Below are 26,944 nucleotides of genomic sequence, written 5' to 3'. Positions count from 1 at the left end.
GAACGAACGGAATTGAAAAGGAATGCGAACCCATCATGCCTCTTGGTGCTCGCCGGTCGTGTCTGGCTGTTCCCGCCTCGAACCCGAAGATGCTCGGCAAGGCCCAGCCTAGATCGTTCATGGGGTCGGCGAGGTTCCCCGCATGATCAACAGAGAGCATTTTTGATCTAGATTTCCTGTCTGTGGGCAGGGGTGGGGTGCGACGGTCGTGTCGCGGCGCCGGGTCCACGGTCCGGGGGTTCTTCCCCGCTGGTAGGGGCTTGGGGAGGGTGGTCAGGTCACGGCGGGTAGGACCCGGATCCGGGTCCAGCCGTCGAGGACGGTGTCGATCCAGGGCCAGTCCGCGCGCAGGTGTAGCCAGCGTTTCCGTTGGCCGCGGGTGAGCCGGGCGGGCAGGTCGAAGACCCGGAACCGCAGCAGCTTCAGTGAGGCGTTGCGTAGCCCGCCGGGGGCGAGGCCCAGCCAGTGGTAGGCGGCGAGGAGGTTGCCGGCCAGCGGCACGATCTGGGTCCATGCCTTGTTGATGTTCCAGTGCCGCGACGGCCAGCGGTCCAGTCCGAGTGCCTTGCCCTGTTTGACGTCGTTCTGGACGTGGACGTGGGAACGGTGGCGGGTGTCGAGCCAGGCGAGCTGGCCGGGGCGGTTCAGCGTTGACGGCGATCAGCTGGTAGCGCCGGCCGAGCGTCTTCTCCCGCGCGCAGGCCCGTTTCAGGTACTTCGGGTGCAACGGCTCGTCGCGCACCAGGATCCGCAGGCCGGGGATCTTCTCCGTCCAGGTGGACAGGTCGAGCAGGCCGGTCAGCTCGGCGACGAACGTGTCCCCGACCGGTGTGCCGTCCTGGTCGATGCCCTGGGTCCAGGCCTTCTTCGGGAGCGTGGCGATCGCGTCCGTCTCCATGTCGGTGCAGGACCAGCCGACGGAGAACTCCCAGCGGCGGCCCCGCTTCCCGCCGCCGGAGGCGATGTACTCGAGCAGCTGGTGGGAGAACCCCGCCCCGTCGAGGCGGATGAGCATCCGGTGGCGGTAGGCGCCCGGGATCCGTTCGACCGCCCGGGCGAGGGTGGCGATGGTGTCAGCGGCGTCGTTCGAGGTGGCGTTACCCGGTCGCGGGTCGATGACCAGCAGGTCGTCGGTGTTGTCGCATGTCGCCAGGTTCGGGCAGAAGCCGATACCACCCGGTTAAACGTCGGCCGGGCTTGTTCCTTCTCCGAATGGGCGGTGACCAGAGTGGCGTCCAGGTCCACAACCAGCAGATCGTCCGCCGACACCTGATGGTCAGGCGCGTGAGAACCGGCGCAGGACCCCACGCGGGCGCGTGCGATCGCGCGCACCCGGTCGATCGCGGCTAGCACCTTGTCCACGTCGGCCGCGAGCCGGTCGACCGTCCGCGACACCGTCGGGTCCGAGGCCACCAGCCCGAACATGGCGGATCCTTCCAGCGGCAGTGGATCGACCGGAACACCCACGACCTGCCCGCAATGATCGATTGTGGCCGAGGCTACCTGTGAGCCATCACCCCGGCCCGGCAAGCGGGGGCCGGCAGCACCGATGGCACCGGCCAGCCCGTCTCGATCCGAGCCGTGCCCGGTCGCCCGTTGCTGTCTCTGTGATCGGGGCAGACTGGGGGCAGGTGCACTTGACGCGGTGTGGAGGGTTGGCAGATGGGATCCCAGCGAACGACACCAAGCCGAGATCCGCCGGTGGCTGCGGTGCGGATGGAGTTGCTCCACGAGACGGAGCGGACTCGGGTAACTCGGCTGGTGTACCCGGCTGGGATTGTGATCCGGAAGGAACCGCTGGGGCTTGGCGCGCAGCGACGGTTGCGTCATGAGGTCGAGATCCTCGAGCGGCTGTCCGGAGTCGAGGGGGTCGTGCATCTGGCGGCCGGAGCGCCGCCATGCCCGGGGTCGCTCCTGCTGGCCGATGTCGGTGGCAGGGCTCTGTCCGAGCGGAGCACTCCCCTGGATCCGGCCGAGCTGGTCGATCTGGCCGGATCGCTCGCGCGCGCCGTGGCGGGGATGCATCGCCGGGGTGTGGTGCATCGGGATATCAGCCCGGCGAACATCGTGGTGAGTGGGGACCGAGGCCTCCTGTACCTGATCGATTTCGCGTTGGCTACGACCTTCGCGGAGGTTCATCCGGGGTTCATCCACGACAATGAGATTGTCGGGACGGTGCCGTACCTGGCCCCGGAGCAGACCGGCCGGACCGGTCGCCGGGTCGATCAGCGGGCCGACCTGTACGCGGTCGGGGCAACCCTGTACGAGCTGGCCACGGGTTCGCCGCCGGTCGGCACGGGTGATCCACTGCGGATCATTCATGATCACCTCACCCGGGCGCCGGCAGCGCCGTCGGTGGTGAACCCGTCGGTGCCGGCCGGGCTGTCGGCGATCATCATGCATCTTTTGGAGAAGGAGCCGGACGAGCGTTACCAGAGCGCCGACGGACTGGTGCATGATCTCGCCCTGGTCCACCGGGGCGGCGTGGTTGTGCATCCCGGCGGGCATGATTTTCCGGCGCGGCCGCTGACGCCGTCCCGGTTGGCCGGGCGGGAGGAGGAGATCGGCGAGCTGGGTGCGGCGTTCGCCGAGGCGATGGCGGGCCGCTGCCGTGGGGTCCTGGTCGGCGGCGCAGCAGGGGTGGGCAAGACGTCGCTGGTCGAGGAGTTGCGGCCGATCGTGGCCCGCGGCGACGGCTGGTTCGTGGCGGGCAAGTTCGACCAGTATCGCCGGGACCAGGAGTACGACGGAGTCTGGCAGGCGTTCCGGGTGCTGGGCCGGCTGCTGCTGGCCGAGCCGGAGGACTACCTGGTCGAGGTGCGGGAGCGGATGCTGCGGGCGTTGGGGCCCAACGTCGGACTTGCCGTGGCGGTCGTGCCGGAGCTGGCGGTGCTGCTGAAGGTTCCTCCGGAGCCGGGGGATCCGATGACCGCACAGGCACGAATACAGCGTGCCGAGGTCGAGGTACTGCGTTCCGTCGCCTCCCGGAAACGGCCGGTGGTGTTGTTCGTCGACGACTTGCAGTGGGCCAGATGGACAGCGCTGGGCCTCGTCGATCTGGTCTTCGGGGGTGAGGAGCAGGTCGAGGGGTTGTTGCTGGTCGGCGCCTACCGGGAGAGCGAGGTGGACGCCGCGCATCCGCTGGCGCCGATGCTCGCCCGCTGGCGTCGCCAGCCGGCCGGGCCGCGTCATCTGCGGTTGGGGAACCTGCCGCCGGCAGGGCAGGCGGCCATGGTGGCCGACCTGCTGCGCTTGGCCCCCCAGCACGCCGCCGAGCTGGCACGGTTGGTCGCGTCGTCGGCTGGAGGCAATCCGTATGACACGGTGGAGCTACTCAATGCGCTGCGTCACGACGGCGTACTGGCCCTCAGCGACGACGGCTGGCGATGGGACCGGGCCGCGCTGCGCCGCCGGCTGGACCGGGTGGACGTGACCGCGCTACTGGCCGCCCGCATGGCTGTGCTACCACCAGATACCAGGGAGATGCTGACGATGATGGCATGCCTGGCCGGCCGGGTCGAGCAGGACCTCCTAGCGGCTGCGACCGGGCTGGCGGCGGACGAGGTCGAGCGGCGGCTTGCCCCCGCGTTCGCCGACGGGTTTGTGGTGCTGGAGTCCGACGGCCGGCCCAGCGTGCGGTTTCACCACGATCGGGCGCAGGAGGCCGTCCTGGGCAGTCTCACCCCGCAGGGGCAGCGCGACAGGCGGTTGGGTCTGGCCCGGCGTCTGGCCGACCGATCTGAGTTCTTCACCGTGGCGGCGGAGCAGTACCTGCTGGTGGCCGACGCCGTGCAGGCCGTCGAGGAGCGGCGGCTGATGGCCGGCCTGTTCCGGCGGGCCGCCGACGAAGCGCGAGTGCTGGGCAACTATCCGCTGGTGGAGAGGTTCCTGACCGCGGCGGTGACGCTGATCGACCCGGCCGACACCGACCAGCTGATCGCGGTCCACACCGACCGGCACGCCGCCTTGTACATGCTCGGCTGGCTGGAGGAGGCGGACGAGGAATACCAGACCGTCGACGCGCTGTGCGCCCAGCCGGCTCAGCGCACGCCTGCCACCGTGGTGCAGGTCAGCAGCCTCACCAACCGGAGCCGCGCCGACGAGGCGGTACGGCTCGGCCTCGATCAGCTACGGCAGCTCGGCCTCGCTGTCCCGGACCGGAACAACCTGGATGCGGAAATCGACCGCGGACTGGACGCGGTCTACCGGTGGATCGACCGGACCAGCGAATCCGACGATCTGCGCCGACCGAAAATCACCGACCATTCGCGACTCAGTGCCATCAGGCTTGTCAATCGGCTCCTGCCCCCGGCGTTCTTCTGCGACCAGGCGGTGATGGCCTGGCTGGCCGTGCAGGCGCTGGAGATGTGGGCACGGTACGGCCCGGATCCCGCCCTGCTCGGCCCGGCCGGCCACATCGCGTTTGTGACCATCGCCCGCAGGAACGACTACCGCACCGGGCACCGCATGATGCGGCGGATCCTCACCGTCGGTCGGGCCCGTAGCTACGAGCCTGAGATCTGGCAAGCGCAGTTCCTGTATGTGCTCAGTACCGGCCACTGGTTCGATCCCCTTGAGGACAACCTGTCCCTCGGGCGTCGCGCTCTGGAGGGCCTGACAAAAGGTGGTGACCTGCAGAACGCATGCTGGGCCCACGCCACATTGGCGTACTACCAACTGGACTGCGCACCTTCGCTCGAGATCGTTGTCACCGAGGCCGACGAGGCGCTGGCGCTCGCCGTACGCACCGGCAACGGCCACGCCGAGGAGTTGTCACGGACCTGCCGCCAGCTGGCGAGGGTGCTGCGAGGCGAGGCCGTCGACTCAACGGTCGACGAGACGGCCCAGCTGAGCAGGCTGGCCGCCGACCCGCATGCCGCCGCCTACCTGCACCTCAGCCGGGCACTCGCCGCGGCCATCCTCGATCATCCGGCTGAGCTGGCCCGGTGCACGGCAGCCGCGATGCCGTTGCTGCCGTCCATCCAGGCGCACTATGCGACGGCGGTGGTCCGTCTGCTGCGGGCCATGGCACTGGCAGGGCAGGCCCGCGCGACGGAAGCGGGCCGGCGCGGCGCCCTGCTGGACGAGCTGGACGAGCTGGTCGAGTGGCTGGCCGCGCGTGCGGCCGACGCGCCGGTCAACTTCCGGCACCTGCTGCGCCTGGTGGAGGCGGAGCGGGCCTGGGCGGCCGGTGACTTTCACCGGGCGGCGTACACGTTCGACCTGGCGCAGCGCGAGGCCTCGGTGTGGGCGCGCCCGTGGCACCGGGCGCTGATCCTGGAGCGTACCGCGCGGTTCTACCTGGCCCACGGCATGGAGGCAGCAGGTCGTCCGCTGCTGGCCGCCGCCCGCCAGCACTACCTGGACTGGGGCTCCACCTCAAAGGTCAGCCAGCTCGACTGGGCCTTCCCGACACTACGGACCAAGTCCGCCGGCGGGAAGCCGGTCGCGCAACCACCGGCGGAGCCCGCTGCCCGCCGATCCACCGTCACGACCGGCACCATCGATCTGCTCGGCATCGTCGAAGCCTCCCATGCGCTCAGCTCCGAGACCAGCATCGAGGGCCTGCGGGCCAGGGTCGTGGGCATCCTGTCGGCGATGACCGGCGCCACCGGCGTCCACCTGCTGCTGCGCGACGGAGAAGAACACATGTGGCTGGTGCCGGCCGGCGACGGCACCGTCCCGCTCCGGGAGGCCAGCCGCCGGCGGCTGCTACCGGCCTCGGTCGTCCACTATGCGACCCGTACCCACGAACCCGTCGTCGTCGCCGACGCCACCCGCGACGACCGCTTCCGTCGCGACCCCTACGTCGTCGACCTGGACCGCTGCTCTCTGCTGGCCATTCCCATCATGATCCGGGCCGAGCTGCGGGCGATGCTGCTGCTGGAGAACCAGATGATCTGCGACGCGTTCTCCGTCGAACACCTCGAAGGGATCATGACCATCGCCCGGCAGCTGGCAGTCTCGCTCGAAAACGTCGCAATGTACACGTCACTGGAACGCAAGGTTACCGAGCGGACCCGGCAGCTTACCGCCGCCAACCAGCAGCTGGAACAGCTCTCGATCACCGATCCGCTGACCGGGCTGGCTAACCGGCGCCGTCTCGACGAGGTCCTCGACGCCGAATGGCACCGGGCCCGGCAGCAGGCAACGCCCATCGCGCTGGCGATGGTCGACATCGACCACTTCAAGCTCTACAACGACCACTTCGGGCACGCCACCGGCGACCGGTGCCTGCAACGGGTCGCCGCCTGCCTGGCCGAGAACACCCGCGACACCGACCTGGCCGCCCGCTACGGCGGTGAGGAGTTCGCCATCGTGATGCCCACCACCGACACCGGCGCGGCTACCCGAATCGCCCACCGCCTCCGCACCGCCGTCGCGGAGGCGGCCGAGCCGCACCCGCTGGTCGCCGGGGGCATCATCACCGTGAGCATCGGCGTCGCGGCGATCACTCCCACTCCAGACGAGCACGCGGAGGGGCTTGTCGACCTCGCCGACGTCGAGCTGTACCGGGCCAAACGCGGCGGACGCAACCGGGTGGAGGCGGCACTTCCAGGCCCCTCATCGCGATAGTGCCGGGTTCCCAAGGCCCAGGGCGGTTCACCTTCGCCGTCTGATCATCGGGTCCAACCGGTGCCCGGCATGCCACGCTTTCCCATGACGCAACAGCCCCAGCCCCATGCGGACTACCGCGCGAGCACGGCATCCGCCATCGCCCGCACGATCCAGTCCTCGAACTCATCGGGCGTCCATCCTCGGTCGGCGGTAAGCCGATGGAACAGCTCAGGAGCGGTAAGCGCCCAGAGCAGATCACTGGCTCGACGCACTGTCAGTCCCGGTCGGAGCACGCCGAGTTGCGCGAGGAAGGCAGCGAACTGCTCATTACCGGTCAGCCGTTCCTGTTCGATGACCGCAACGAGCGCACGTAGGTCCTTGTCGCCAGCCTGTGCACCGGCCAGGATAACGGCGTACAGGCGACCGAGCCTTTCGTTGGTTGCACAGCCTATGCGAGCATAGTTCGCCAACGCTCGGCGGGGGTCCCTTTCCGTCGCCGACGGGAGAAACTCGGGCCGCTCCGCCAGCAGTACCGGATTGTCGTCCCCGGTGAGCGTCACATCATAGAGGTGCTTGGTCAGTGCCGCCTTCGTCCCGAGCCTCCTGTAAATCGTCTGCACCGACACCCCCGCCTCAGCGGCGATTGCTGCGATCGACACCCCGGCATAGCCTCGGCCCAGCAGCAATCTCCTGGCCGCGGCAAGGATGCGCCGCTCGGTCGCGCGGGCCTGCTCCCGACGCAGCGGGCTATCGTAAGAACGACTCTGCCCGGCCTTGAGTTCATCCATTCAGGTGGCCCGGCACCACACCAACCGCTCCCGCATCAGCCGACCGGAGGGGGTGCGGCGCTCCTCTGTCAACAGCACCAGATCCTCCCCAGACCAGTCGACCTCGCGCACAAGGTCGGTCCCGACATGGTCGGGGTAGAGCGAGATGTCCACGTGATGGACCACGGTCCGCCCGCGCAGCCCATACCGGCCGCTGTAGCCGATGAAGCGGAGCGCGGCGGCACCCCGCTCGGCCTCGGGCGCGTTCAGGAATGCCCGACCCTCCCGCCATGGGCGGTCATGCATCATCAGCAGTGCCGAGACATACCCTCCGGACTCGTAGGTCAGCCGCCCGACCGGACTCGGGCCAAGCGCGTCGCCGATGACCTGACCATCCATTAGGCGTTGGAAGGCGAGCAGTTCCCAGACGCCCAGGAGCCGTCGGGCCAGCCCGGCTTCGGTCGGGTCCGTCAGCGATCCCTCAGCCGCCACGAGCGTGCCCGGCCGTTCGGCGCCGCCCGCGGTGGGGGCGGGCACACTCACCCCCTGATCACCAGCTGTGGACCGCCGGTGCGCGCCGACGATGGTGGCGAGCACCTTCACCAGCTCGGACGACCGGTTGTGCCATGCGTGACGGTCCCCGTTGACGACGACCAAGTCACCGGCCCGCAGCTCGGTTTCACCGAAGTCGAGTTCGATGAACACCGAGCCAGAGAGCACATAGTTCACACCGACGGAGTCGGTCAAGTGGAAACCCGGCCTTTCGCCGGTGCTCCGTGCTATGTCCTCCGTATCCTCCCCAAGGCTGTGCGGCGGGATCGTCCAGGTGATGACCCCCCACCCCGGCGTGCGACGGAAAGCCTACCGGGGCCTTGATGAAGTCGTCGAAACCCATCGGAGTGGACCCGCCGTGCCAGAGCAGTTCCAGATCCATGCTGCCGGCCTGGGCAGACTCTTCCTTGCCGTCAGCACGCGGGTAGGACTTCCCGTCCAGGTCCGTTCCCGTGACGACCCGACGCATCCCCATGGAGTTTCCCTTCGTTTCTTCTCGCGTGGTGGGGTGGGCCGGACTTGCCAAGTCATACATGATCTCCTCCGCCCTCGACATCCAGAATTAGGCTGGTCGCCCGTAACCATCCTGCTGGATATCAGGGCACGAGCACGCCGACAGTCTCGGCAACACTTACCGGCTTTTCGCCACCATCACGCTCGACCGTCACTCCAGTGGTGACGCGATACCCGCGCGCACCGGGTACAAGGGGAAGTAGTTCCACGCCCGCACTGCGAGCCTTCGGTGCGTGAGTCCGCCCAGGTCTGGCCGCCGGCCGCGAACTTTTCGGTTCTTTCCTGCGCCTCAGCAAAGATCGGATGAACTGTGTCCGGCAGGAAATCGGCGGTACCCCTGGCATACTGGCTTACCGTCTCCACACCTGCGGAGATGAATACGTCCCCCTCACCGGCCCTGTTTGCGTGCAGCGTCATCCGAGTGGTCTGCAGACTTGAGGAGCAGTACTGATGGTTAATGTACGGGGTTAATGCTGCTGGTGATGGCTTGTGGTGTGTGGGTACATCTATCGGCATGAGGTATGCGACGGGTGGCGGGTTGACGCCCGCCGGGCAGGTGGAACGGGAGCGGGTTCGGTTGGCCGCGGCGGACAGGTTCGCTGCGGGAGCGACACGGACGGAGGTGGCGCGGGAATTCAAGGTGACCCCGAAAACAGCGGGCTGCTGGTATCGGGCATGGGAATCGGGGGGTGCGGCGGCGTTGCGGTCGACCGGTCCGGTGTCCTCGTGCCGGTTGGATGATCGGGATCTGGCCCGGTTGGAGGCGATCTTGCGTCGGGGGCCGGGGGTGTATGGCTGGACCGATCAGCGGTGGACCCTGGCCCGGGTCGCGCAGGTGATCAGGCGGGAGTTCGGGATCACCTACACCGTGCCGGGGGTGTGGATGCTGCTGGACCGCAACGGCTGGTCGTGCCAGCTGCCGGTGCGGCGCGCGGTCGAACGTGATGACACTGTGGTCGAGGAGTGGAAGGACCGGGGATGGCCGGCGGTAAAACCACCGCGGCGGCCCGGGGTGCCTGGGTCTGTTTCCTCGACGAGACAGGGCAGGGCCTGAGGCCGCCACGTGGACGGACGTGGGCGCGCCGCGGGGTGACCCCGGTGGTGCGGGTGCCGGGGCGGGGTGGGGCCGGGCGGGTGAGTGTGGTCGGGATGGTCTGCTACAAACCCGGGCAGCGGGCCCGGCTGGTCTACCGGGTCCGGGTCAGTCACGGCCGTTCGGGTGAGCGCAAGGGGCTGTGCTGGGCGGATTGTCGGGATCTTCTGCTGGCCGCGCACGTGCAGCTTCCCGGGGGTCGGCTGGTGGTGGTGTGGGACCGGTTGAACATCCACCTCCAGGCGCAGATGGCCGCGTTTCTGGCCGCGCACACCGGCTGGATCAGTGTTGTGTGGCTGCCGGCCTATGCGCCCGATCTGAATCCCACGGAGGGTGCCTGGTCGTATCTGAAACGCACAACCCTGGTGCATCTGGCTGCCCGTGGTATCGACGAGGTATTTCAGGCGTTCAAGCATGGACTGAAACGTATGCAGTACCGGCCCGAGCTTCTCGTCGGGTTCCTTGCCGAAACCGGACTGGCCTGGGAAAATCTCCGATCAAAATAACCTCGCACATTAATCATCAGTAGCGGTTGACCGTGGTGCCGGGCAGGTGGTCCATCCCCGCGAGCACTGCCACGACCCGGGCCAGTTGAAACCCAAGACGCCCGCCGGCTGACCGCAGCCGAGCATGAGGTCGTCGATCTCGTACGGGTTCAGCTGCGGCGCCTTGGCCAGCGCTGCGTGTATCATTTGCACGGCCAGGTTGTTGGGACGTAATTCCTTGAGCGAACCCTTACCGGCGCGGCCGATCGGGGACCGGGCCGTAGCCACGATCACAGCCTCCCGGTTCACAAGCCCATATCCTTCGCGATAATCAACTTCATCACCTCGGATGTTCCACCGTAGATCCGGTTCACCCGGTTGTCGGCGTACAGCCGGGCGATCGGAAACTCGTTGATAAACCCATAGCCGCCATGCAACTGCAGGCAACGGTCGATCACCCGGTGCGCCGTCTCGGTACAGAACAGCTTGGCCGATGCTGCTTCGGCCGCGGTGAGCTCATTGGCGTCATGGGCCTCCAGCGCCCGGTCCGCCACCGCCTGCGCGGCGTCCACCTCCGCCTGGCAGGCGGCCAGTTCGAACTTGGTGTTCTGGAACGAGGAAAGCGGTTGACCGAAGATCTTGCGCTCCTGGACATAGTGCTTGGCGAGCCGCACTGCGGCCGCCGCCTGTGCATAGGCGCCGTATGCGATCACGAGCCGCTCCTGCGGCAGGTTCTGCCCGAGATAGTAGAACCCTGCGTTCTCCTCCCCCAGTAGATTCTCCACCGGCACCTTCACGTCCTGGAAAGCCAGCTCGGCCGTGTCGGAGACCCGCAGCCCGAGCTTGTCGAGCTTGCGACCAACCGAGTAGCCCTCGGACCTGGTGTCCACCACCAGTAGCGAAATCCCGAACCGACGGTCGGTGTCTATCGGCGACGCGGTGCGTGCACAGACGATGACTTGGTCCGCGTGGACACCGCCGGTGATGAATGTCTTCGCCCCGTTGAGCACATAGTGGCTGCGGTCCTCGGAAAGCTTCGCGGTGGTGCGCATGCCCGCAAGATCGGAGCCGGTGCCCGGTTCGGTCATCGCAATCGCGAACATGGACTCGCCGGCGACGAACCCCGGGAGCCAGCGCCGCTTCTGCTCTGGTGTGCCCAGGTTCAACAGGTAAGGTAGACACAGCGAGACGTGCACATTGGAACCCCCGAAGGAGACACCGGCGCGGGTAATCTCTTCGGTTTCGACCGCAGTGTACTTGTGGGAGGAAATTCCAGCCCCGCCGTACTCCTCTGGCACCTCGATGCCGAAACTGCCCAGCTTGGCCAGCTTGTAGTAGAACTCCCGCGGCACCTCTCCAGCGGCGAACCACGCGTCGAATTCGGGTACCACCTCGGCCTCGATGAAGGCGCGCAGGGACTGCCGGTAGGCTTCGTGCTCCTCATTGAAGACGGTGCGATGCACGGTTTCCTCTCAGTCTACTGTAGCTAGTAGATTGTAAACCAAAATTCTTTCCGATGATACATAACTAAATATCGTCACAAGTTGTTGGCGAGCAGCTTCCTGAATTCCCGGTGGAGTACCTCCACCTTGGCTACGATCTCTTCTGCGGTGGCTGTCCACTCGAACGGATGGGCGTCCCAGTTCCAGTTCTTGACATAGTTGTTGATGGTGTTGACGAGGTCCTGGACCGAGACGAACGCCCCGCGCTGGAGTGCGTGCCGGGTGAGAATACCGAACCAGTTCTCGACCTGGTTGAGCCATGAACCGCCGGACGGGGTGAAATGGAACGCGACGTTCTTGTGCCTGCGTAGCCATGTGTCGACGTCAGGGCCGTAGTGGGTGGCCAGATTGTCGACCACGACATGGAGCTCCGCACCGCCGTATTCCGCGATGACCTGGTCCATGAACGTGAGGAAATCGGCCCTGGTGTGGCTGGGGAAGCACCTGGCGGTGACCCGCCCCGTCCCGACATCGAGGGCGGCGAACAGGTCGGTCGTGCCCTTCCGCTGGTAGTCGTGCGTGCGGGTGGCGACCCGGCCGGAGGCGACCGGCCGCGGTGGCTGCGTCCGGTCGCGTGCCTGCACCCCAGGCTTTTCGTCGATCGACAGGACCTCGGCGCCCTCGGGGGGATCAAGGTAGAGGCCGACGACGTCCTCCACCTTGGCCTCGAAATCCGGGTCCGCCGAGAGCTTGAAGACTCGGTGCCGGTGCGGCTGGAGATTGTTCTCCCGCCACAGCTGGGCCACGAAGGTGTGCGAGACCGACACTCCTTCGCGGCGCTTCAGGTACCGCGCCATCTCGGTGCTCGTCCAGTGGCTCAGTCCGGTCTCCGGTGGAGGAGTGGTCCTGGTCAACGCCAGGATCCGCGCCCGTACCCGCCCCGGGACCTCCCGTGGCCGCCCCGGGGACACCCGGCTCAGCAAGCCGTCCGGCCCCTCCTCGTCATAGCGCGACAGCCACAGCCGCACGGTAGGCTTCGACGCGCCCGCCTTCTCGGCTATTTCCCGCACCGAGAATCCTTCGTCCCGCCATAGCACCATACGGGCGCGGGCAGCCGCAGACCTGTCGTACCCACCACCTCCAGCCAAGGACTCGAGAATATTGCGTTGATTATCAGTTAGGATCATGTGTCCAATTTACCCACACTTTTTCCAGCCTAACAGTGTCACTGGAACGAGCATTTGTTTACGCCGCACTAAAAACAGCAGCCGCCTTTGAAGTACAGGATCCGACCTTCACAAAACGACGTAGCGTCGACCCAGGCCTCGCCGGCCAGCTCGCAGCCGAATGCGACGACAGTGTCTACCTTTCCCATGATGTGCTCGACATCTCCGCAGAGGCGGACCTGTGGAGCCGAGCAGGGTAACGACGGAGCTCTCCGCCGCGAGATTTGTGGCCGAGCGGCATGTATGCCGCGGCCGGGACGATGACAACCCCGACCATAAACATGAAGCTTCCCATCAAAACTGATGACTCAATCATGGATTGGCAAGCTCTATAGATTGAGACGAATTCCATTTACCAATACTCTGGTCTCCGATCACGGGGTCAGTTCACGGGGTCGGACTGGGAATGAGCTCGCCGCACACCGGTGGCTTCATGACATCGAATCCCGCGCCCGCCTGATTGACGCGTACGAAGGTGAGGCAGCGGCCTGGCTGACCGAAACCCTGCGTGAGATCGATGGGTACGGGCAGCAGACCCGAGCCATCGAAGTCCGAGATCGACCTCAGTGCCCCGAGCAGACCGTCGCGTGTAGGGCACGGCCCCACAGCCTCGAGCCCTCTGATCAGCAGGTCGGTGGTGATATAGGACTCGACGGCCGCCTGAGCCTCGGGGGGGTTGAGTTCCGGCGCGTACCGCGTGACCGCATCGAGATATGCGCGCTGTGCGGGTGCGTTCGCCTCAAAGGGGAGATATGGGACATAGAAGTATGCACCGCCGATCTTCGTTCCATTCCGAGCCAGGAGCTCATGGCCGTAGCCGTGGACTCCGAGTCCAACCTTGAAGGCGGCGCCAGCAGTCATCGCGCCGTAGTAAATGTCGGAGAAGTCATCGCCGGGCATCGAGACGAACAGCCCGTCGGCTCTGAGCTGTGCTATCTGCCGTCCTAGCAGTGCCGGCGTGATCGCTGCCGGCGAGTAGTCTAGGGTTGCCGCGATCCCTATTCCGGAGTATTGCAGGATTTTCGCGATCCAGGTCGCCCCGGCCCGGGACGTCTCGGAGGAGCCGGTCATGACGATGACAGCGCGCTGGACACCCATAGCGCTGCTGAATCGCCCGAGGGTGTCGAACGCCACCGCCGACGGCATCTGGTTCATGTAGCTGACCATATTGTCGAAGGTCGACCATACCGATTCCATCGCAAGGCCAGCGACCGGTACTCTGGCGCCGTGAAGGTACTGGGCCGAGCCAGTAGCCACGCTTGTGGCGCTGAGCAGGCCGAAGACCTTGCCGTTCTCGACCAGCTCTCTCGCAACGGCCAGGTTCTGAGCTGGATTCGACTCGTCGTCCCGCCAGTCATAGACGAGTGTGCGGCCGCGCACCCCGCCCCTCTCGTTCTGAGACCGGATTCGCGCATCGATACCAGCGCGGGCACCGATGAACAGTTTGGCTGTAGTCCCGGTGTCCGTCAGTATCAGGCCGAGCCTGACCGTGTCCTTGGTAACTCCCGGGGACACGACGCAGTCACGTGGTGCCGGTGAAACGTCCGAGGCAGAGCAGGCTCCTGTGAGGAGCAGAAGAGCAGCCGACACTCCGACAGCGACCTGCTGGATGCGACTTCGACCTGCGCCAGCCAGGTGTGGCACTGCCTTCTGGCGGTATAAGCGTCGGCCTGGGCCTGACAGATCTCTGTCGGTCACATCGGTCTCCTTGACAGATGCTCCAGCAGTCGGACCCCCGACTACCCGCTGCGTGGTCAGGATTCGTCGCAGCTATGAATGCTGGCGCCGAAACGTTCAGTGTTGTTTTCAGCATGCCCGGTTTGATCATCGTTACCGATGCACAGCTTCGGCGCGACAGGCACGGCCGGCTTGAGCAGGTCTAACCAGCTGCCACGGCGGTGGACCGTGCGTGACAGAGGAGCGCCCTGGCAGCGGTATTGACCAGAGCGTGAGCAGATTCGAGATCGATCTGAGACTGTGCGGCATGGTCGTAGGCGTCAAGGGCCGCATCGAGGGCGCGCCATTCGCGCGACTGAGGGTTGACCGGCGGGGCAAACAAGCCGAGTATGCGGGCCAGTTCTGCGGGCGGAATCAGGTGGCTCAGCCTAGCCGTGAGAATGATGGAACGCAGGGATGGAGGAGCCGAGTGGTCGCCCGTCGTTTTCTGTACCGTTTCTGTCATCGACGGTGTCGCACCGGAAATGTGGTCAGATAGGATGGCTGTTGTCATCGGCTCATCGCTTTCTTCAGGCCTTTGATGCGGGCGAGGTCGATCTCGTTGTCGCCGCGCAGCGCTGTGAAGATGGTGTGGAGCAGCCGTGGTGATGGCCGGGTTCCGAGGAAGTCGGTGGTGGCGCGTGGGCCCCATTGGGCTAGCCCGCTGGCGGACATCGGCGTCCAGGTGGGTTCGGTGGAGGCGTCGAAAAGATCGCCGTCGGTGAAGTGCTCGACCAGGAAGCCATCCGGGTCCCGCCAGTAGTCGAAGATCTGGCTGCCCTGGATGTGCCGGCCTATTCCCCAGCTGCGTCGCCAGCCTCGTTCCCGCAGGTACTCGCCGCCGGCGGCAAGCGCGTCGAGGTCGCTGACCTGATATGCGGAGTGGACGTAGCCGCCGCTCGGGCCAAGCAGCATCGCCAGTGTGTGGTGGTCGACCGGCCGGCGGCCCTGGTCGCACCGGATGAACGCCATCGTCGGGCCGCGGTCGCGCTGGCCGTCGAGGAAGAGGAAGTCGCTGACGATCAGGCCGAGAGTCTGCAGGTACCAGTCGAGTGCGCGGCCGAAGACCGGGGACTCCAGCACGAGGTGTCCCAGCCGCTGGACACGGGCCGGCTCTCGGGGTGGGCGTTGGGTCAGATTCACTCTCGGTGTCTGGGATCCGACATTCAAGACCAGTGGGTGTTGTTCGTCCAGCGCCGGCAGCTCCGGTATTCCGTGCACCACCCGTACCGGCAGTCCGGTGGGGTCACGCAGCTCGACGGCTGTGGCACCGTCGAGGATCCCACCGCCGAAGGCGGGGACCGCCGTAGCGAGGTCGCGGACCGTTGCGTCGGTGGCCTGGGCAAGCCGGTTCAGGTCTGTGGCGTCAGCGGCCGCGAACGCCGGCCCGACGAACCGCGCCGCCGTACTGCGGCGGATCATCATGCACGGGCCCCCGGACAGGATCCCCCGCAACATCAACGTGTCCGGTGTCCGCTGCGCCACGGCAAACCCGAAATCTCGGGCGAATGCCTCGGAACGGTCGAGGTCCGGCCGTTCGAACTCCAGGAAGGCCAGATCCACCACCTTCACGACAGGGCTCTTGGCCCGGCCCGGATGGCCACTGCCAAGGCCTCCCGCGGCGATGGGCAGAGACGGCCGCACACCGGTCGACTGCCGCGTCGCCAGGTCTGCGGTCGCCGAGGGCCGCCTGGTCACTGGCTCTGGAACCATGGACCGCCTCCTGCAAGTCATCCTCATCGATGATTAAATCATCAGTGATGACCCACCCTACATCAAGTTGCAGCCGGCACTTACGGGACGCTGCAGGCTGGGCGCTGCAGGCTGGGCAGCGGGCATGGCCGAGTCCGCCAGTCTGACGATCAGACGGCGTGGCCGAGCTCCGCGGATCCGGCCGACAGTCCATTCAGGGCTGGTCTCGATGCCGAGTTTCGCCGTGGTCGCAGCGGAGGCGGGTCGGCGACCAGCGGCGCCTGAACCGGTGCCGACGCGACCGGGCGGCGTCGACCGGACACGGGGCGAATCGGACCACCCCCTGAGGAACGAGATCGCGTGATCGAAGATGATCTTACCGCTACCCGGTGGGACACTGGATCATGATCGGTGGACTCGACAGAGATGATGTAGCCGTCAGTTGTGACACTAGCATCTATAAGAGATATGAGTTATACAGCTCACCGTTGGCCTTCTTGGCGGGGCGACGGCGACCTGGGCTGTCGTCGTCCGTCTCGGCCGTCCTCACGAGCGGGAGCGTGTGCCATGCTGGACGATGCAGTCACCAACAGCCGTCGAGCTGGCTACTGGGCCAGGGTTGCCACGGTGACCAGCCGGCGCGGCGGTCTCGTTGCCGCGCTGACTGGCTTAGTCACCGTGTTATTGGGGTTCGGCATGACCCGACTTGAGTTCACCTCCGGCCAGGACAACTACCTGGACGCGGATTCGCGGGTCTACCAGGACAACGTCGAATATCAGAACCTGTTCGGCGGCCAGGCGATGCTGTCGGTATTCACCATCGGCGAGGGAAAGACCCTGGCCGACCTTTTCACGCCGAAGAACGTGGCGCAGTGGAACGAGCTTCAGGAGCGTCTGGAAGCAGATCCGCGTATCAACTCCGCCATAACCCCGGTCGCGGCACTGAATTTCATCCACGATCTGGTCAACGGAGACTCCGGCGATCTCACGTCCAGTCCCGCGGCGAGGATCGCGCTCGGGGCACGTGGGCGCGATCCTGAACCGGCGTCGGCCCAGCTACGACTCGATGACTCGATCGAGACGCTGAACCGTTTCAGCGCGGTGAAGGACCGGTCGTTGACGAACCCAGCGTGGGTGAACTTCCTGCTCTACGACAATCAGCGCGAGGTGCGCAGCGGCCTGCGGCCCTTCTTCCCGAACGGTAAGAACGCGCAGATGATCGTACGTCTGACCGGCAACGCCTCGATGGCGGAGGAGGGCGCGGCCGCGAAGGTCGTCGAGGACGCGATGGCCGGGCGGACGTTCGACAACGCCACTGTGGTCACCACAGGGGCCCCAGTCGTGCTGCGCGAGATCGACGACTACCTCGAGGGCGGGTTCCTCACGCTCAGCGGAATCGCGCTGGCTCTCATGGCCGGACTGCTGTTGGTGGCCTTCGCCGTCCGGTGGCGGCTGCTGCCACTCGGCGTCGTGGTCGTCGGCCTGATCTGGGCGTTCGGTGTGGCCGGCTACCTCAGTATCCCACTGTCCGTGATGACGATCGCCGGGCTACCTGTGCTGCTCGGCATCGGCATCGATTTCGCCGTGCAGCTTCACTCCAGGATCGAGGAGGAAACCGCGCTCGACCGCGTCGACCATCCGCTGCGCGAGACGCTGACGCGGCTCGGTCCGCCGCTGCTGGTCGCGACGGTGGCGGGTGTGCTGGCCCTTCTCGCCCTGCAGGTCAGTAAGGTCCCGATGCTCCGGGGCTTCGGTGCGCTGCTCGCGGTCGGTCTGCCGGTTGTGGTGCTGGCGACCGTGCTGATCAGCTTCACGTCGCTGAGCTGGCGAGAACGGCACGCGCCGACGCCAGCGGGGGACTACACCCACGGCCCGCTGGCCCGGATCGTGCTCCGGCTTGGCGCGCTGCCTCGGGCGGCCGCGTTGCCGCTGACGGCGCTGTCGGTGGTGGTGCTCGTCGGCGGCTTCCTGGCCGAGAACCAGCTTACCGTTCAGACCGACCCGGAACGGTGGGTCGACCAGGGCAGCCAGGTCATTCGGGACGTCGAGCGGGTACGCGAGCTGGTCGACTCCACCTCTGAGCTCGGTGTGTTCGTCCAGGCGAGGGATGTCTTCTCCGACGAAACGGTGGAGTTCGTCGACGGGTTCGCCCGGAAGCAGCTTGCGGCGCATCCAGGCGACCTGCTCACCGCGTCGACGATCGTGACGGCAACCAGTTCCCTGCTAGATATTCCGGGCACCGCCTACGTACCGCCGACGGGTGCGGACGTCGCGCTGACCTACTCGGTCGCCCCGCCGGAGATCCAGGCCAGTACCGTCAACCAGGAGGCGAAGGCTCTCAACATCGTGTTCCAGCAGGCCTCCGGGCCGCTCAACGAGCACGCCGCCGTCGTCAACGACATCCGCGACAACGTCGCCTCGCCTGCCGGAATCACCGCCACTCCCTCCGGATTAGCCGTCCTCGGTGTCGCCCTGCTCGACAACTTCGAGGCCAGTCGAGCCGAACTTACCTATTACGCGCTCGGCGCGGTCTTCGTCTTCCTGTTGCTGTGCCATGTCAACGTTGCCCGCGCTGTGCTGTCGATGGCGCCCGTCCTGACCGCCGTCGGCCTCGCCTCGGTGGTCGCCTGGGCGGCCGGGCTGGAGCTCAGCCCGCTGACCGCGGTCGGCGGTCCACTCGTCGTGGCACTGTGCGCCGAGTTCACGACGTTGCTGATCGGCAGGTATGTCGAGGAACGGCAGCGCGGTCACGCTGCGCGCGAGGCTGTCGACGTTGCGGCTGCACGCACCGGCCGCGCGTTCATGGTCTCCGCCATGGCCGCCGTCATCGGGGTTCTGGTGCTCGCGCTCAGTCCACTGCCGCTGCTACGCGACTTCGGCCTCGTCGTCGCCCTCAATGTGGGTATCGCGCTGGTGTCGGCGCTTGTTGTCCTGCCACCGCTGCTGGTCTGGGTGGACGATAAAGGCTGGGTCTACCGAACCCGCGATGCGGTCACGAAGACTGGTAGCAGCCAGCGGATGACGCTCTCGTAGATGCCACGTCGCCCGGTCCCGACGGATGTCCATCACCCAGTGTGCGATGACACTGCGGGTTAGGCCGTTTCCGACCGATCATGATAGCCCGAGCCAGATACGCACGGCTGCGACGGTGACGGTGCCGCGGAAGACGTAGGAGCGTTTGTCGTAGCAGGTGACGACCGCCTGGTTCTGTTTCAGCCGGTTGATACAGAGTTTGACAGTATTGCGCCGTTTGTAGGCCTCTCAAAGGACGGTGGGCGCCCGCCACGGCACCCCCATACGGACCCGGAACAGGATCCCGTTTACCACCTGCCGGTGGTCGCGCCACCGGCCGCACCGCCTATTGCCCGCAGGCAGCAGTAGGGCCAGCCGGTCCCATTCTTGATGCTGTCAGCCATTTCTTCCTATGGGGCGATCATCCACGCAGAACCCGCCCGTCCAGCCGGTCAAATCACGGCCCACACCAAGACAACACACCCACCCGACAAGATCGACGAGACGCGCCGTGACACCGTCGAGTCCGGCCCGGCCGAGGGACGGCGCCGCGCGGTCGCTGGCGGCGACGACGAAAGACATCCCAGGAGCTGATGTGTCAAGCAGCGAGCTGTTCGGCGTGACGCGGCCAGGCGGTCGCTTCGTCGTAGGGCGTGGCTGTCTTGAGGCAGCCGTGCAGGATGCCGACGAGGCGGTTGGCGAGCTGGCGCAGGGCGGCGTTGTGGTTGGCTCCGCGTTCGCGTTGCCGGTCGTAGTAGGCGCGGGCTCCGGGGGACGCCTGCAGGCTGGAGAAGGCCTGGGTGATGAGGGCGTCGACGAGCCGGTCGTTGTGGACGAACCGGGCGGAGACGGTCTTCTTCCTGCCGGAGGCGCGGGTGATCGGGGACGTACCGGCGTAGTTCTTGCGGGCCTTGGCCGTGGTGTACCGGTCGGGGTCGTCGCCAAAATGCTCGGCCACCTGCCCTTGCAGGGTCTTGACCTGCTCGTTCAGCACGGCCAGGACCGCGATCAGCGCGCGGACCGAGGCGGCGTAGGCGGCGGTGACGACGTCGGGCTGGTCGAGGTGCTCCGCGCGCAGCGCGGCCTGGATCGCCGCGGCCTTGGTGGGGACGTCGCGGTGGTGGGCGTGGCGCAGCGCGGCGCTGATCTGGCTGACGGTCAGCCTGGCCGCCTCGGCCGGGGTCGGTGCCTTGGCCAGCAGTTCCAGGGTGTCGGCGGCGTCCAGGTCGTCGAACGCGGCCAGCGCGGCGGGGAAGTAGTCCCGCAGCGCGTGTCGCAGCCGCTGGGTGTGGCGGGTGCGTTCCCAGATCAGGGTCTTGTGGGTGCGGGTCACGACCTTGACCGCCTCGACGGCGGCGGTGTCCCCGGCGACCGGCCGCAGCTGGTGGGAGTCGGTGCGGACCATGTCCGCGAGCGCGTGTGCGTCGGCGGCGTCGCTCTTGGCGCCCGACACGGCGTGCCGCGCCCGGTAGTGGGACGCCTGCAGCGGGTTGATCGCGAACACGGTGTAGCCAGCGGCGAGCAGCGCCTGCACCCACGGGCCGCGGTCGGTCTCGATCCCGACCAACACCTCGACCTCATCGGCGGCGTCGCCGGCGTGCTCGCCGACCAGCGCGTGCAGCCGGGCCATGCCGGTCACTCCCTCGGGCAGCCGGGCCTTCGCCAGCCGGCGCTCCGAGGCATCCATCACCTCCACATCGTGGTGGTCTTCCACCCAACCCGTCCCCGATGAACAGCCGCAACGCCTCTCCCACCCTTCATGCCGATCACCGTGAGCAGCCAGCGGGAGAACCATCAGCGGCCTAATGAACACAGTGCTCACGCCGCGAGCAGCGGGCACGACATCCCATCAGCGATCGACTCTCCCGGCCAACCAGCAGGGGCACGGTCTTTCGACAGGACTCAAAGTCCAGGAGCACCGAGTGCTCACCTGCTGGCGGCTACCGCCCGGAGTCTGCCGGATGGCGGGCTCCCAGAACTCATTAGGAAGCTACGGAAATGACCGATCAAAGCATGCTCGCTACCCCTCTGGGCATCGGCCCAATGACGGTCGCCGGACGGCTGTTCAAGTCCGCCACCAGCGAGACTCGCGCCACCGCCGACGGTTTCGTCACCGACGAGCTCCTGGCCTTCTACGAGCCGATGATCGAGGCGGGAACGCCGATGATCATCACGGGCAACCTGTACGTCTCCCTGCAGGGAAAGTCGGCGAGGCGACAGGCAGGCATCGACGCCGACGACAAGATCCCCGGCCTTCGTGACTGGACCGTCCTGGCCCACCAGCACGACGTCAAGATCGTCGCTCAACTCAACCATGGCGGCCGGCAGATCGCCCAGGCGGCGCCCGGCGTCGACCGGCTCGTCTCGGCCTCCGACATACGGGAACCCCTTTACGGGACGAAGCCGTCCCCGCTCCGGCTGGACGAGATGCCCGGGGTGGTCGAGTCCTTCGCGGCGGCGGGGGCGCGCGCCCGGGATGCCGGATTCGACGGAGTGCAGATCCACGCCGCCCACGGCTACCTGCTCAGCCAGTTCCTGACCCCGCACACCAACCGCCGCATCGACGCCTACGGCGGAAGCCTCGACAACCGCGCGCGGCTGCTGGTCGAGGTGCTGCGGGGCCTGCGCTCACGGCTCGGCGACGACTTTCCGATCCTCGTCAAAATGAACGGCACCGACGACCTTCCCTTCCGTAAGGGAGCGACGACCGAGGAGCTCGTCGGGGTCGCCGTGCGGCTGCAGGACGAGGGGATCGACGCTGTCGAGATCTCCCGCGGCCACTACGAATCGTGGCCCGGCATGATCCAGGGCAAGTACAAGGGGTTCTTCAGGATCAGCCTCACCTCCGGCGCGGGACAGCACGGTTCGGCGCTGCGCAAGGCGGTCGCACTGGCAGTCGCACCGGTCGTCGAACATGTCGCGGAGCGGCTCCGCCCGCCGATGGAGGGCTTCAACCTTCCCCAGGCCGAACTGTTCACCCAGGCCCTGGACGTCCCCGTCATCTGCGTCGGCGGATTCCACACCAACGAGGGCATGGAAGCGGCCATCGGCAGCGGGAAGGTCGATGCCGTCTCGGCCGCCCGCGCGATGATCGCCGACCCGTACCTGTACCGGAACGTCCTCGGAGAGGTCGCCGACCGGCCGATCTGCGGCTACTGCAACGGCTGCATCGCCCGCTTCAGCGGCCTGCCCATTGACTGCTACAGCGCCGAGATCCGTCTCCACCGCGACGCCATGATCGAGCGCTACCGCGCCCGAACCGGCGAGTGAGGAGCCGCGACGGCCTGCTCCATGTGCACCCGGCTTCCGAGAAGGGAGCCGCCCATGACCCCATGACACGCATCGAGCACTCTTCACGAATGATGGGGAGAGACAATGTCGTCTGATCTCGCCGGACGCACAGTGAGCCATTCCCGGCAACGATCCGTAACGTTCAGTGACTATCGGGCGGTGTGAGCGTCCCCGGGGCTGCGACGACGAAGACGCGGGGCTCCGATAGGAAGTTGTTCCGACCAAAGAGCAACTCCGAAGGAACCCCGCGCCTCCATGAGTTTCACATACACCGCCGAGTTGCCCCTCAGCGATCACACCGTCTTCCGCCTGGCGGGTCTTCTCGTCGCGGAGCGTCAGCGTCGCGGCACCCGCAACGGCACCCGCACGCTGTCCACGTTGGAACAGGCGGTCATGGTCCTGCGCTGGTTCTGTGACGGCACCAGGACCAGCCGGCTCTTCAAGGATCACGGGGTGTCCCGGTCGGTGGGCTACCGCTACCTGCACGAGGGCATCGCCGTGCTTGCCTGGCAAGCCCCTGACCTGCGCGAAGCGCTGATGCGCGCCAGGATCGCCGGCTACGGCCACCTCATCATCGACGGTACGATCATCGAGACCGACCGGCTGCGCATGCCCGGCCCGACCGAGGGCGTGGACCTGTGGTGGTCCGGCAAGATCTCCAACCACGGCGGCAACATCCAGATCCTCTCGGCCCCCGACGACGGCTGGCCGCTGTGGGTCTCGGACGTCAGGCCCGGCCGCGAGCACGACTCGACCGCGCTGTGCGCCGGAGGCGCGCAGCCGATCCTTGAGGAATGGGCCGCCGACCTGCACGAGGTCCTGTTCGACCTCGGTTACGAAGGGTTGGGTAGCCCGGCCGGACCGCTCGCGACCGCCTACAAGAAGCCCAAGGGCGGCGCACTCACCGACGAACAGAAGGCGCACAACCGGGTCCACAACGCGCTGCGCGCCGTCGGCGAACGCGCGAACGCGCTGCTCAAGGTCACCTTCCGGCTGCTCCGCAACATCACGATCGACCCCTGGAAGATCGGACTCGTCGCGAAAGCCGCCCTCGTCATCCTCCACACCGAGCACCGCAGGACTGCCTGAACCCCAACACCGCAACACGGAACTGTTGCTACGCAAGGTGACGAATCGTTACCGGGAAAGGCTCAGTGGCCATCACCGGGGGCGCTCAGGGGATCGGGCTCGAAACAGCGCACCAGGCCGTTCGCCGCAGCGCACGAGTGGCCCTGCTCGACATCCACTCCGAGGCGGTGGCCCGGGCTGCGGCCGAGCTGGGCGATGAAAAGGTCGCACTCGGTCTCACCGCGGATGTGCGTGATGTGACGTCCCTGCAGAGGGCGCTTTCCGAGAAATCCGAAAGGTTCGGCGGTTACGAAACGGTCATCGTGAACGCCGGAATCGGTGCTGGAATGAGGGCCTTCCGCGCCACCTCGCCGACCGACTTCCAGCGGATCATCGACGTGAATCTACACGGAGCCATCCGCACGGTCCGGGCCTCCCTCAACCAGGTCGTCGGCCTACAGGGCCACTACGTGCTGATCTCAGCGGTCTTAGCCTTCAACAATGGTGTCTTGCAGTCTCCTTACGCGGCCTCGAAGGCAGGCACAGGAGGCCCTGGGGGGCTCTCTCACACCGCTTGGCTACCAGGTCACCGCAACCCCGCCGCCCCCAGACGCAGCGGCCACCTGATCATCCGCAGCCACCCAACTCGAGCGGACCGGTAGCCGTTGTTTTTCCGTTAGCCCGCCGAGGCGCTATCCCGCCGGCTCCTTGTCCGATTCCGTCCTGCGGGATTCCGCGCTTCCGGAGCTGCCGGCATTCTCTGCACCGCACCGGGCTGCGGTCACCACGGTCGCCGCCCGGTTGACGTCCATGCCCAATGCGACCAGCGCTGCCACCGCGGCGTGCTCGCCGGTGTTCGGCTCGGTCCAGGTCCCGTCATTCACCGACTGCAGCAGCGCCATCCCCATCCCTTCCAACGCCGAGGCGAGCGCCTGCGCCGGCAGGTGGGCGGCAAACACCCCCGCCCGCTGCCCCCGTTCGATCAACATTGCGGCGAGGGCCCGCGCATCCGCAAGGATGTCGCGGATCCCCTGTCCGGGCAGCGTCCGCTCGGCGAGCACGATCAACAGTCGCCACCGGTCGCCGATCTCCCACTCGCTCAGTATCAACCGGGCGAGCGCACGCTCCGGCAGGTCGTCCTCCACCACGCTGCGTTCGACCGCCTCGGCCAGGTCCCGCATGGCCACGTCGGCGAGACCGGCGATCAGCGCCTCCCGGTTGGCGAAATGGCCGTAGACCGTGCGGCGGACCACACCGACCGCGCGCGCGATGTCCTCCATGCTCGCGTCGGGGTTGCGGGCCAGCTCCCGGGCCGCCACGTTAAGGATGCGCGCACGGTTCACCTGCGCGATCGCACGTCGAGGGGCCACCGACCGGGACTCCTTCACCAGGACTCTCCTTTCTCAGGGCAACGCTCATGGCCACCGGCGCGGCGACTCTCATGAGGACACCAGAGCTGCGCTGACCACCGAACGCCGCCGCCCACGGCCACCGCCAAGGTCGCCTTCCCTGCGGGCGTCTCCCCCAGCGTCGTCTGAACGGTACCGGCTGGGTGGGTCAGGTCACAGCAACTTGATGTTGCACACCAACGTGCAGCCGTCTAACTTGCACAGTACTGAGCAAGTAGGCGCTCGAAGTGCCATGACACGGGAGGGCATGACAGTGCACCTGATCGAACGTAGGCCGATCGAACCGACCGATACCCCGTACCCGCGGCGCTGGGCCGGACTCGCGGTCCTGTGCCTGGCCCTTCTGATCATCGTGATGGCCAACACCTCGCTGATCGTGGCCATCCCCGACATGGTCCGGGACCTCTCACTGACCAGCGCGGATCAGCAGTGGACGATTGACGCCTACACCGTTCCGTACGCGGCACTGATGCTGGTGCTCGGCGCGCTCGGCGACCGGTACAGCCGGCGCGGCGGTCTCATCGTCGGCCTTCTTCTGTTCGGTGCCGGTTCGATCGTGGGAGCGCTGGCCGACAGCACGGCAGCGGTGGTCATCGCGCGGGCCATCATGGGTGTCGGCGCGGCCACTATCATGCCTGCGACGCTGTCACTACTGGTCGCAACATTTCCGAAACGGGAACGTACGCTCGCCATCACCATATGGACCACCACCTCAGGCCTTGCCATCGCCCTCGGTCCGCTCCTTGCGGGACAGCTCTTGGAAAGCTATCCCTGGAACTCCACGTTTCTGATCAATCTCCCGATCGCGGCGATCACGATCGGTGCAACGATGGTCTGCATCCCGCCCTCGAAGGCCAACGGCCCAGGACGCTCCGATATCGTCGGTGGGCTGCTGTCGATCGCCACGATCGCTGCACTCATCTACGCGATCATCGAGGGACCGCACTTCGGGTGGGACACCTACCCGATCATCGCGGCGGTCGTCGCGGCCGTTGGCCTGGTCGCATTCGTCCTGTGGGAGCTGCGGACCCGGACTCCGATCCTGGATGTCCGCCTGTTCCGGATCCGGGCCTTCTCCGGATCTACGCTCGCAGTGTTGCTGTTCTTCCTCGGCACCTTCGGCGCGATCTACTACATCTCGCAGTACCTGCAGTTCGTACTCGGCCTCGGCCCGTTGGACACCGGTATCCGGCTGCTTCCGCTAGCCGGCGCGGTCTTCGTCGGCGCGGCACTGACTGGACGGATGACCCCACGACTCGGCGCGAAGGTGACTGTCCCCGCCGGAATGGCGATCGGCGCGGCCGGCATCCTGCTGATGACCGGCCTCGACGACGGCTCCGGATACACCGACTTCCTCGCGCCGCTGACCATGCTCGGCCTAGCGATCGGTCTGAGCGTCGCGCCGTGCACCGATGCCATCATGGGCGTCTTCCCCGAGGACGAGCTGGGCGTCGGCGGCGCCGCGAACGACACCGCAGTGGAGCTCGGCGGGTCACTGGGCATCGCCATCCTCGGGTCGATCCTCGCCACCTCCTACAAGACCGACCTCACCGGCACGGTCGGCAGCCAGCTACCGCATGACCTGCACGAACCTGTCCTGGACTCGGTCGGCGGCGCGATCAAGGTTGTCCAGGGCCTGGCCGAGCAGGGCGTGCCGCAGGCCGGACCACTCGCCGACGCCGCCCGCCACTCCTTCATCGAAGCCATCACCCAGACCAGCCTGGTCGGCGCCATCATCCTCACCGTGGGAACGGTGCTGGTGGGCCTCATTCTCCCCCGCCACAGCACACCGACGGCGCCGGCCGAACCAACGGAAGCAAACGCAGTCGGCAAACCCGAACCGGCTGGTAGCCCTGCCGGCCCCGGTCGGCGTCACGTTGGAACTCCGCCAGCACCCGATGGCTCCGATCGACCCAGCCGAAGCTCGCGGCACGGACGGGAAATCTTCGCGCACTCATCCGCCAGCCCGAGGCATCCGAGAACCCGGTAAATCTCATCATCGTCGAGGTGCACCGCCCGTGGGCTGCGGGTAGATTGGCTTCCACCGGTCAAGCACCAGGCACTTGACGCCATATTGAGCGAGCAGCATCGCGGCGGTGGGCCCCGCCCCGACGATGACC

Annotated in this window: 20 protein-coding genes and 3 pseudogenes; 9 read left to right on the top strand and 14 right to left on the bottom strand. The window is 66.8% G+C overall.

Annotation, left to right across the window (positions count from 1 at the left end; translation table 11 throughout):
• Positions 1 to 273: 273 nt before the first annotated feature.
• Positions 274 to 648, bottom strand: a complete 375-nt coding sequence (locus FRANEAN1_RS38750) for a transposase (protein ID WP_083788232.1) — start codon at positions 646 to 648, stop codon at positions 274 to 276.
• A 128-nt stretch (positions 649 to 776) separates the two neighbouring features.
• Here FRANEAN1_RS38750 and FRANEAN1_RS43385 point away from each other — a divergent pair, with 128 nt between their 5' ends.
• Together FRANEAN1_RS43385 and FRANEAN1_RS14635 are read left to right on the top strand one after the other, a co-directional pair.
• Complete coding sequence (locus FRANEAN1_RS43385; RefSeq protein ID WP_041254184.1) at positions 777 to 1,028, top strand: hypothetical protein; 252 nt, start codon at positions 777 to 779, stop codon at positions 1,026 to 1,028.
• A gap of 634 nt (positions 1,029 to 1,662) precedes the next feature.
• Positions 1,663 to 6,576 (top strand): diguanylate cyclase, encoded by a 4,914-nt coding sequence (locus FRANEAN1_RS14635; protein ID WP_020460576.1) that lies wholly within the window; start codon positions 1,663 to 1,665, stop codon positions 6,574 to 6,576.
• Between the two features lie 113 nt (positions 6,577 to 6,689).
• On the opposite strand, the gene FRANEAN1_RS14630 is transcribed toward FRANEAN1_RS14635, so the two are convergent.
• From FRANEAN1_RS14630 to FRANEAN1_RS38745, 3 genes and pseudogenes are all read right to left on the bottom strand, one after another.
• A complete protein-coding gene (locus FRANEAN1_RS14630) occupies positions 6,690 to 7,346 on the bottom strand; it encodes a TetR/AcrR family transcriptional regulator (RefSeq protein ID WP_020460575.1) in 657 nt (218 codons plus the stop codon).
• Positions 7,347 to 8,072: a lipocalin-like domain-containing protein gene (locus FRANEAN1_RS37110; RefSeq protein ID WP_020460574.1), complete on the bottom strand. Its 726-nt coding sequence runs from the start codon at positions 8,070 to 8,072 to the stop codon at positions 7,347 to 7,349.
• Positions 8,073 to 8,621: 549 nt separating this feature from the next.
• A pseudogene (locus FRANEAN1_RS38745) lies at positions 8,622 to 8,843 on the bottom strand (acetyl-CoA C-acyltransferase); the annotation flags it as partial.
• Between the two features lie 4 nt (positions 8,844 to 8,847).
• Here FRANEAN1_RS38745 and FRANEAN1_RS14620 point away from each other — a divergent pair.
• Together FRANEAN1_RS14620 and FRANEAN1_RS14615 are read left to right on the top strand one after the other, a co-directional pair.
• Positions 8,848 to 9,444, top strand: coding sequence for a winged helix-turn-helix domain-containing protein (locus tag FRANEAN1_RS14620; RefSeq protein WP_347177139.1), 597 nt, complete (start codon positions 8,848 to 8,850; stop codon positions 9,442 to 9,444).
• Positions 9,369 to 9,989, top strand: coding sequence for a transposase (locus FRANEAN1_RS14615; RefSeq protein ID WP_012157514.1), 621 nt, complete (start codon positions 9,369 to 9,371; stop codon positions 9,987 to 9,989). The genes FRANEAN1_RS14620 and FRANEAN1_RS14615 overlap by 76 nt, the downstream gene beginning before the upstream one ends.
• Before the next feature lie 19 nt (positions 9,990 to 10,008).
• On the opposite strand, the pseudogene FRANEAN1_RS14610 reads toward FRANEAN1_RS14615, so the two are convergent.
• The 6 genes and pseudogenes from FRANEAN1_RS14610 to FRANEAN1_RS14590 form a co-directional block, all read right to left on the bottom strand.
• A pseudogene (locus FRANEAN1_RS14610) lies at positions 10,009 to 10,277 on the bottom strand (acetyl-CoA C-acyltransferase); the annotation flags it as partial.
• On the bottom strand, positions 10,274 to 11,431 hold the full coding sequence (locus FRANEAN1_RS14605; RefSeq protein ID WP_020460572.1) for an acyl-CoA dehydrogenase family protein: 1,158 nt from the start codon (positions 11,429 to 11,431) through the stop codon (positions 10,274 to 10,276). The pseudogene FRANEAN1_RS14610 and the gene FRANEAN1_RS14605, both read right to left, overlap by 4 nt.
• A 74-nt stretch (positions 11,432 to 11,505) precedes the next feature.
• Positions 11,506 to 12,597 carry an IS630 family transposase gene (locus FRANEAN1_RS14600; RefSeq protein WP_020460571.1) on the bottom strand — a complete coding sequence of 364 codons (1,092 nt, stop codon included), beginning with the start codon at positions 12,595 to 12,597 and terminating at the stop codon, positions 11,506 to 11,508.
• 426 nt (positions 12,598 to 13,023) lie between these two features.
• On the bottom strand, positions 13,024 to 14,151 hold the full coding sequence (locus tag FRANEAN1_RS14595; protein WP_347177138.1) for an ABC transporter substrate-binding protein: 1,128 nt from the start codon (positions 14,149 to 14,151) through the stop codon (positions 13,024 to 13,026).
• A 364-nt stretch (positions 14,152 to 14,515) separates the two neighbouring features.
• On the bottom strand, positions 14,516 to 14,866 hold the full coding sequence (locus tag FRANEAN1_RS41005; RefSeq protein WP_020460569.1) for a hypothetical protein: 351 nt from the start codon (positions 14,864 to 14,866) through the stop codon (positions 14,516 to 14,518).
• On the bottom strand, positions 14,863 to 15,996 hold the full coding sequence (locus tag FRANEAN1_RS14590; RefSeq protein WP_347177230.1) for a VOC family protein: 1,134 nt from the start codon (positions 15,994 to 15,996) through the stop codon (positions 14,863 to 14,865). Before FRANEAN1_RS14590 ends, FRANEAN1_RS41005 begins: the two co-directional genes overlap by 4 nt.
• A gap of 615 nt (positions 15,997 to 16,611) precedes the next feature.
• Here FRANEAN1_RS14590 and FRANEAN1_RS14585 point away from each other — a divergent pair.
• Positions 16,612 to 19,077: an MMPL family transporter gene (locus FRANEAN1_RS14585; RefSeq protein WP_020460567.1), complete on the top strand. Its 2,466-nt coding sequence runs from the start codon at positions 16,612 to 16,614 to the stop codon at positions 19,075 to 19,077.
• Between the two features lie 78 nt (positions 19,078 to 19,155).
• On the opposite strand, the pseudogene FRANEAN1_RS43380 reads toward FRANEAN1_RS14585, so the two are convergent.
• Both FRANEAN1_RS43380 and FRANEAN1_RS14580 read right to left on the bottom strand, forming a co-directional pair.
• Positions 19,156 to 19,305 (bottom strand): annotated as a pseudogene (locus FRANEAN1_RS43380) (IS5/IS1182 family transposase); the annotation flags it as partial.
• Between the two features lie 349 nt (positions 19,306 to 19,654).
• Complete coding sequence (locus tag FRANEAN1_RS14580; RefSeq protein ID WP_049795946.1) at positions 19,655 to 20,743, bottom strand: IS110 family transposase; 1,089 nt, start codon at positions 20,741 to 20,743, stop codon at positions 19,655 to 19,657.
• A 311-nt stretch (positions 20,744 to 21,054) separates the two neighbouring features.
• Here FRANEAN1_RS14580 and FRANEAN1_RS14575 point away from each other — a divergent pair, with 311 nt between their 5' ends.
• From FRANEAN1_RS14575 to FRANEAN1_RS14565, 3 genes are all read left to right on the top strand, one after another.
• Positions 21,055 to 22,326 carry an NADH:flavin oxidoreductase gene (locus FRANEAN1_RS14575; protein WP_020460565.1) on the top strand — a complete coding sequence of 424 codons (1,272 nt, stop codon included), beginning with the start codon at positions 21,055 to 21,057 and terminating at the stop codon, positions 22,324 to 22,326.
• Positions 22,327 to 22,602: 276 nt separating this feature from the next.
• Positions 22,603 to 23,436 carry an IS5-like element ISFsp2 family transposase gene (locus FRANEAN1_RS14570; protein WP_020460564.1) on the top strand — a complete coding sequence of 278 codons (834 nt, stop codon included), beginning with the start codon at positions 22,603 to 22,605 and terminating at the stop codon, positions 23,434 to 23,436.
• A 65-nt stretch (positions 23,437 to 23,501) separates the two neighbouring features.
• A complete protein-coding gene (locus FRANEAN1_RS14565) occupies positions 23,502 to 24,077 on the top strand; it encodes an SDR family NAD(P)-dependent oxidoreductase (RefSeq protein ID WP_020460563.1) in 576 nt (191 codons plus the stop codon).
• A 30-nt stretch (positions 24,078 to 24,107) separates the two neighbouring features.
• Here the strand turns inward: FRANEAN1_RS14565 and FRANEAN1_RS14560 are convergent, their stop codons facing one another.
• Positions 24,108 to 24,803 (bottom strand): TetR/AcrR family transcriptional regulator, encoded by a 696-nt coding sequence (locus FRANEAN1_RS14560; RefSeq protein WP_020460562.1) that lies wholly within the window; start codon positions 24,801 to 24,803, stop codon positions 24,108 to 24,110.
• A gap of 268 nt (positions 24,804 to 25,071) precedes the next feature.
• On the opposite strand from FRANEAN1_RS14560, the gene FRANEAN1_RS14555 reads away from it, so the two are divergent.
• Positions 25,072 to 26,814: an MFS transporter gene (locus FRANEAN1_RS14555; protein WP_198145510.1), complete on the top strand. Its 1,743-nt coding sequence runs from the start codon at positions 25,072 to 25,074 to the stop codon at positions 26,812 to 26,814.
• A 6-nt stretch (positions 26,815 to 26,820) separates the two neighbouring features.
• Here FRANEAN1_RS14555 and FRANEAN1_RS42165 read toward each other — a convergent pair whose 3' ends face one another.
• Positions 26,821 to 26,913: a hypothetical protein gene (locus FRANEAN1_RS42165; protein ID WP_198145509.1), complete on the bottom strand. Its 93-nt coding sequence runs from the start codon at positions 26,911 to 26,913 to the stop codon at positions 26,821 to 26,823.
• Positions 26,914 to 26,944: the final 31 nt, after the last annotated feature.

Source organism: Parafrankia sp. EAN1pec, assembly GCF_000018005.1.
In the GTDB taxonomy this organism is placed as follows: domain Bacteria; phylum Actinomycetota; class Actinomycetes; order Frankiales; family Frankiaceae; genus Parafrankia; species Parafrankia soli.
The sequence above is the reverse complement of the archived record's forward strand: the minus strand, read 5'-3'. Positions and strand labels throughout refer to the sequence as shown.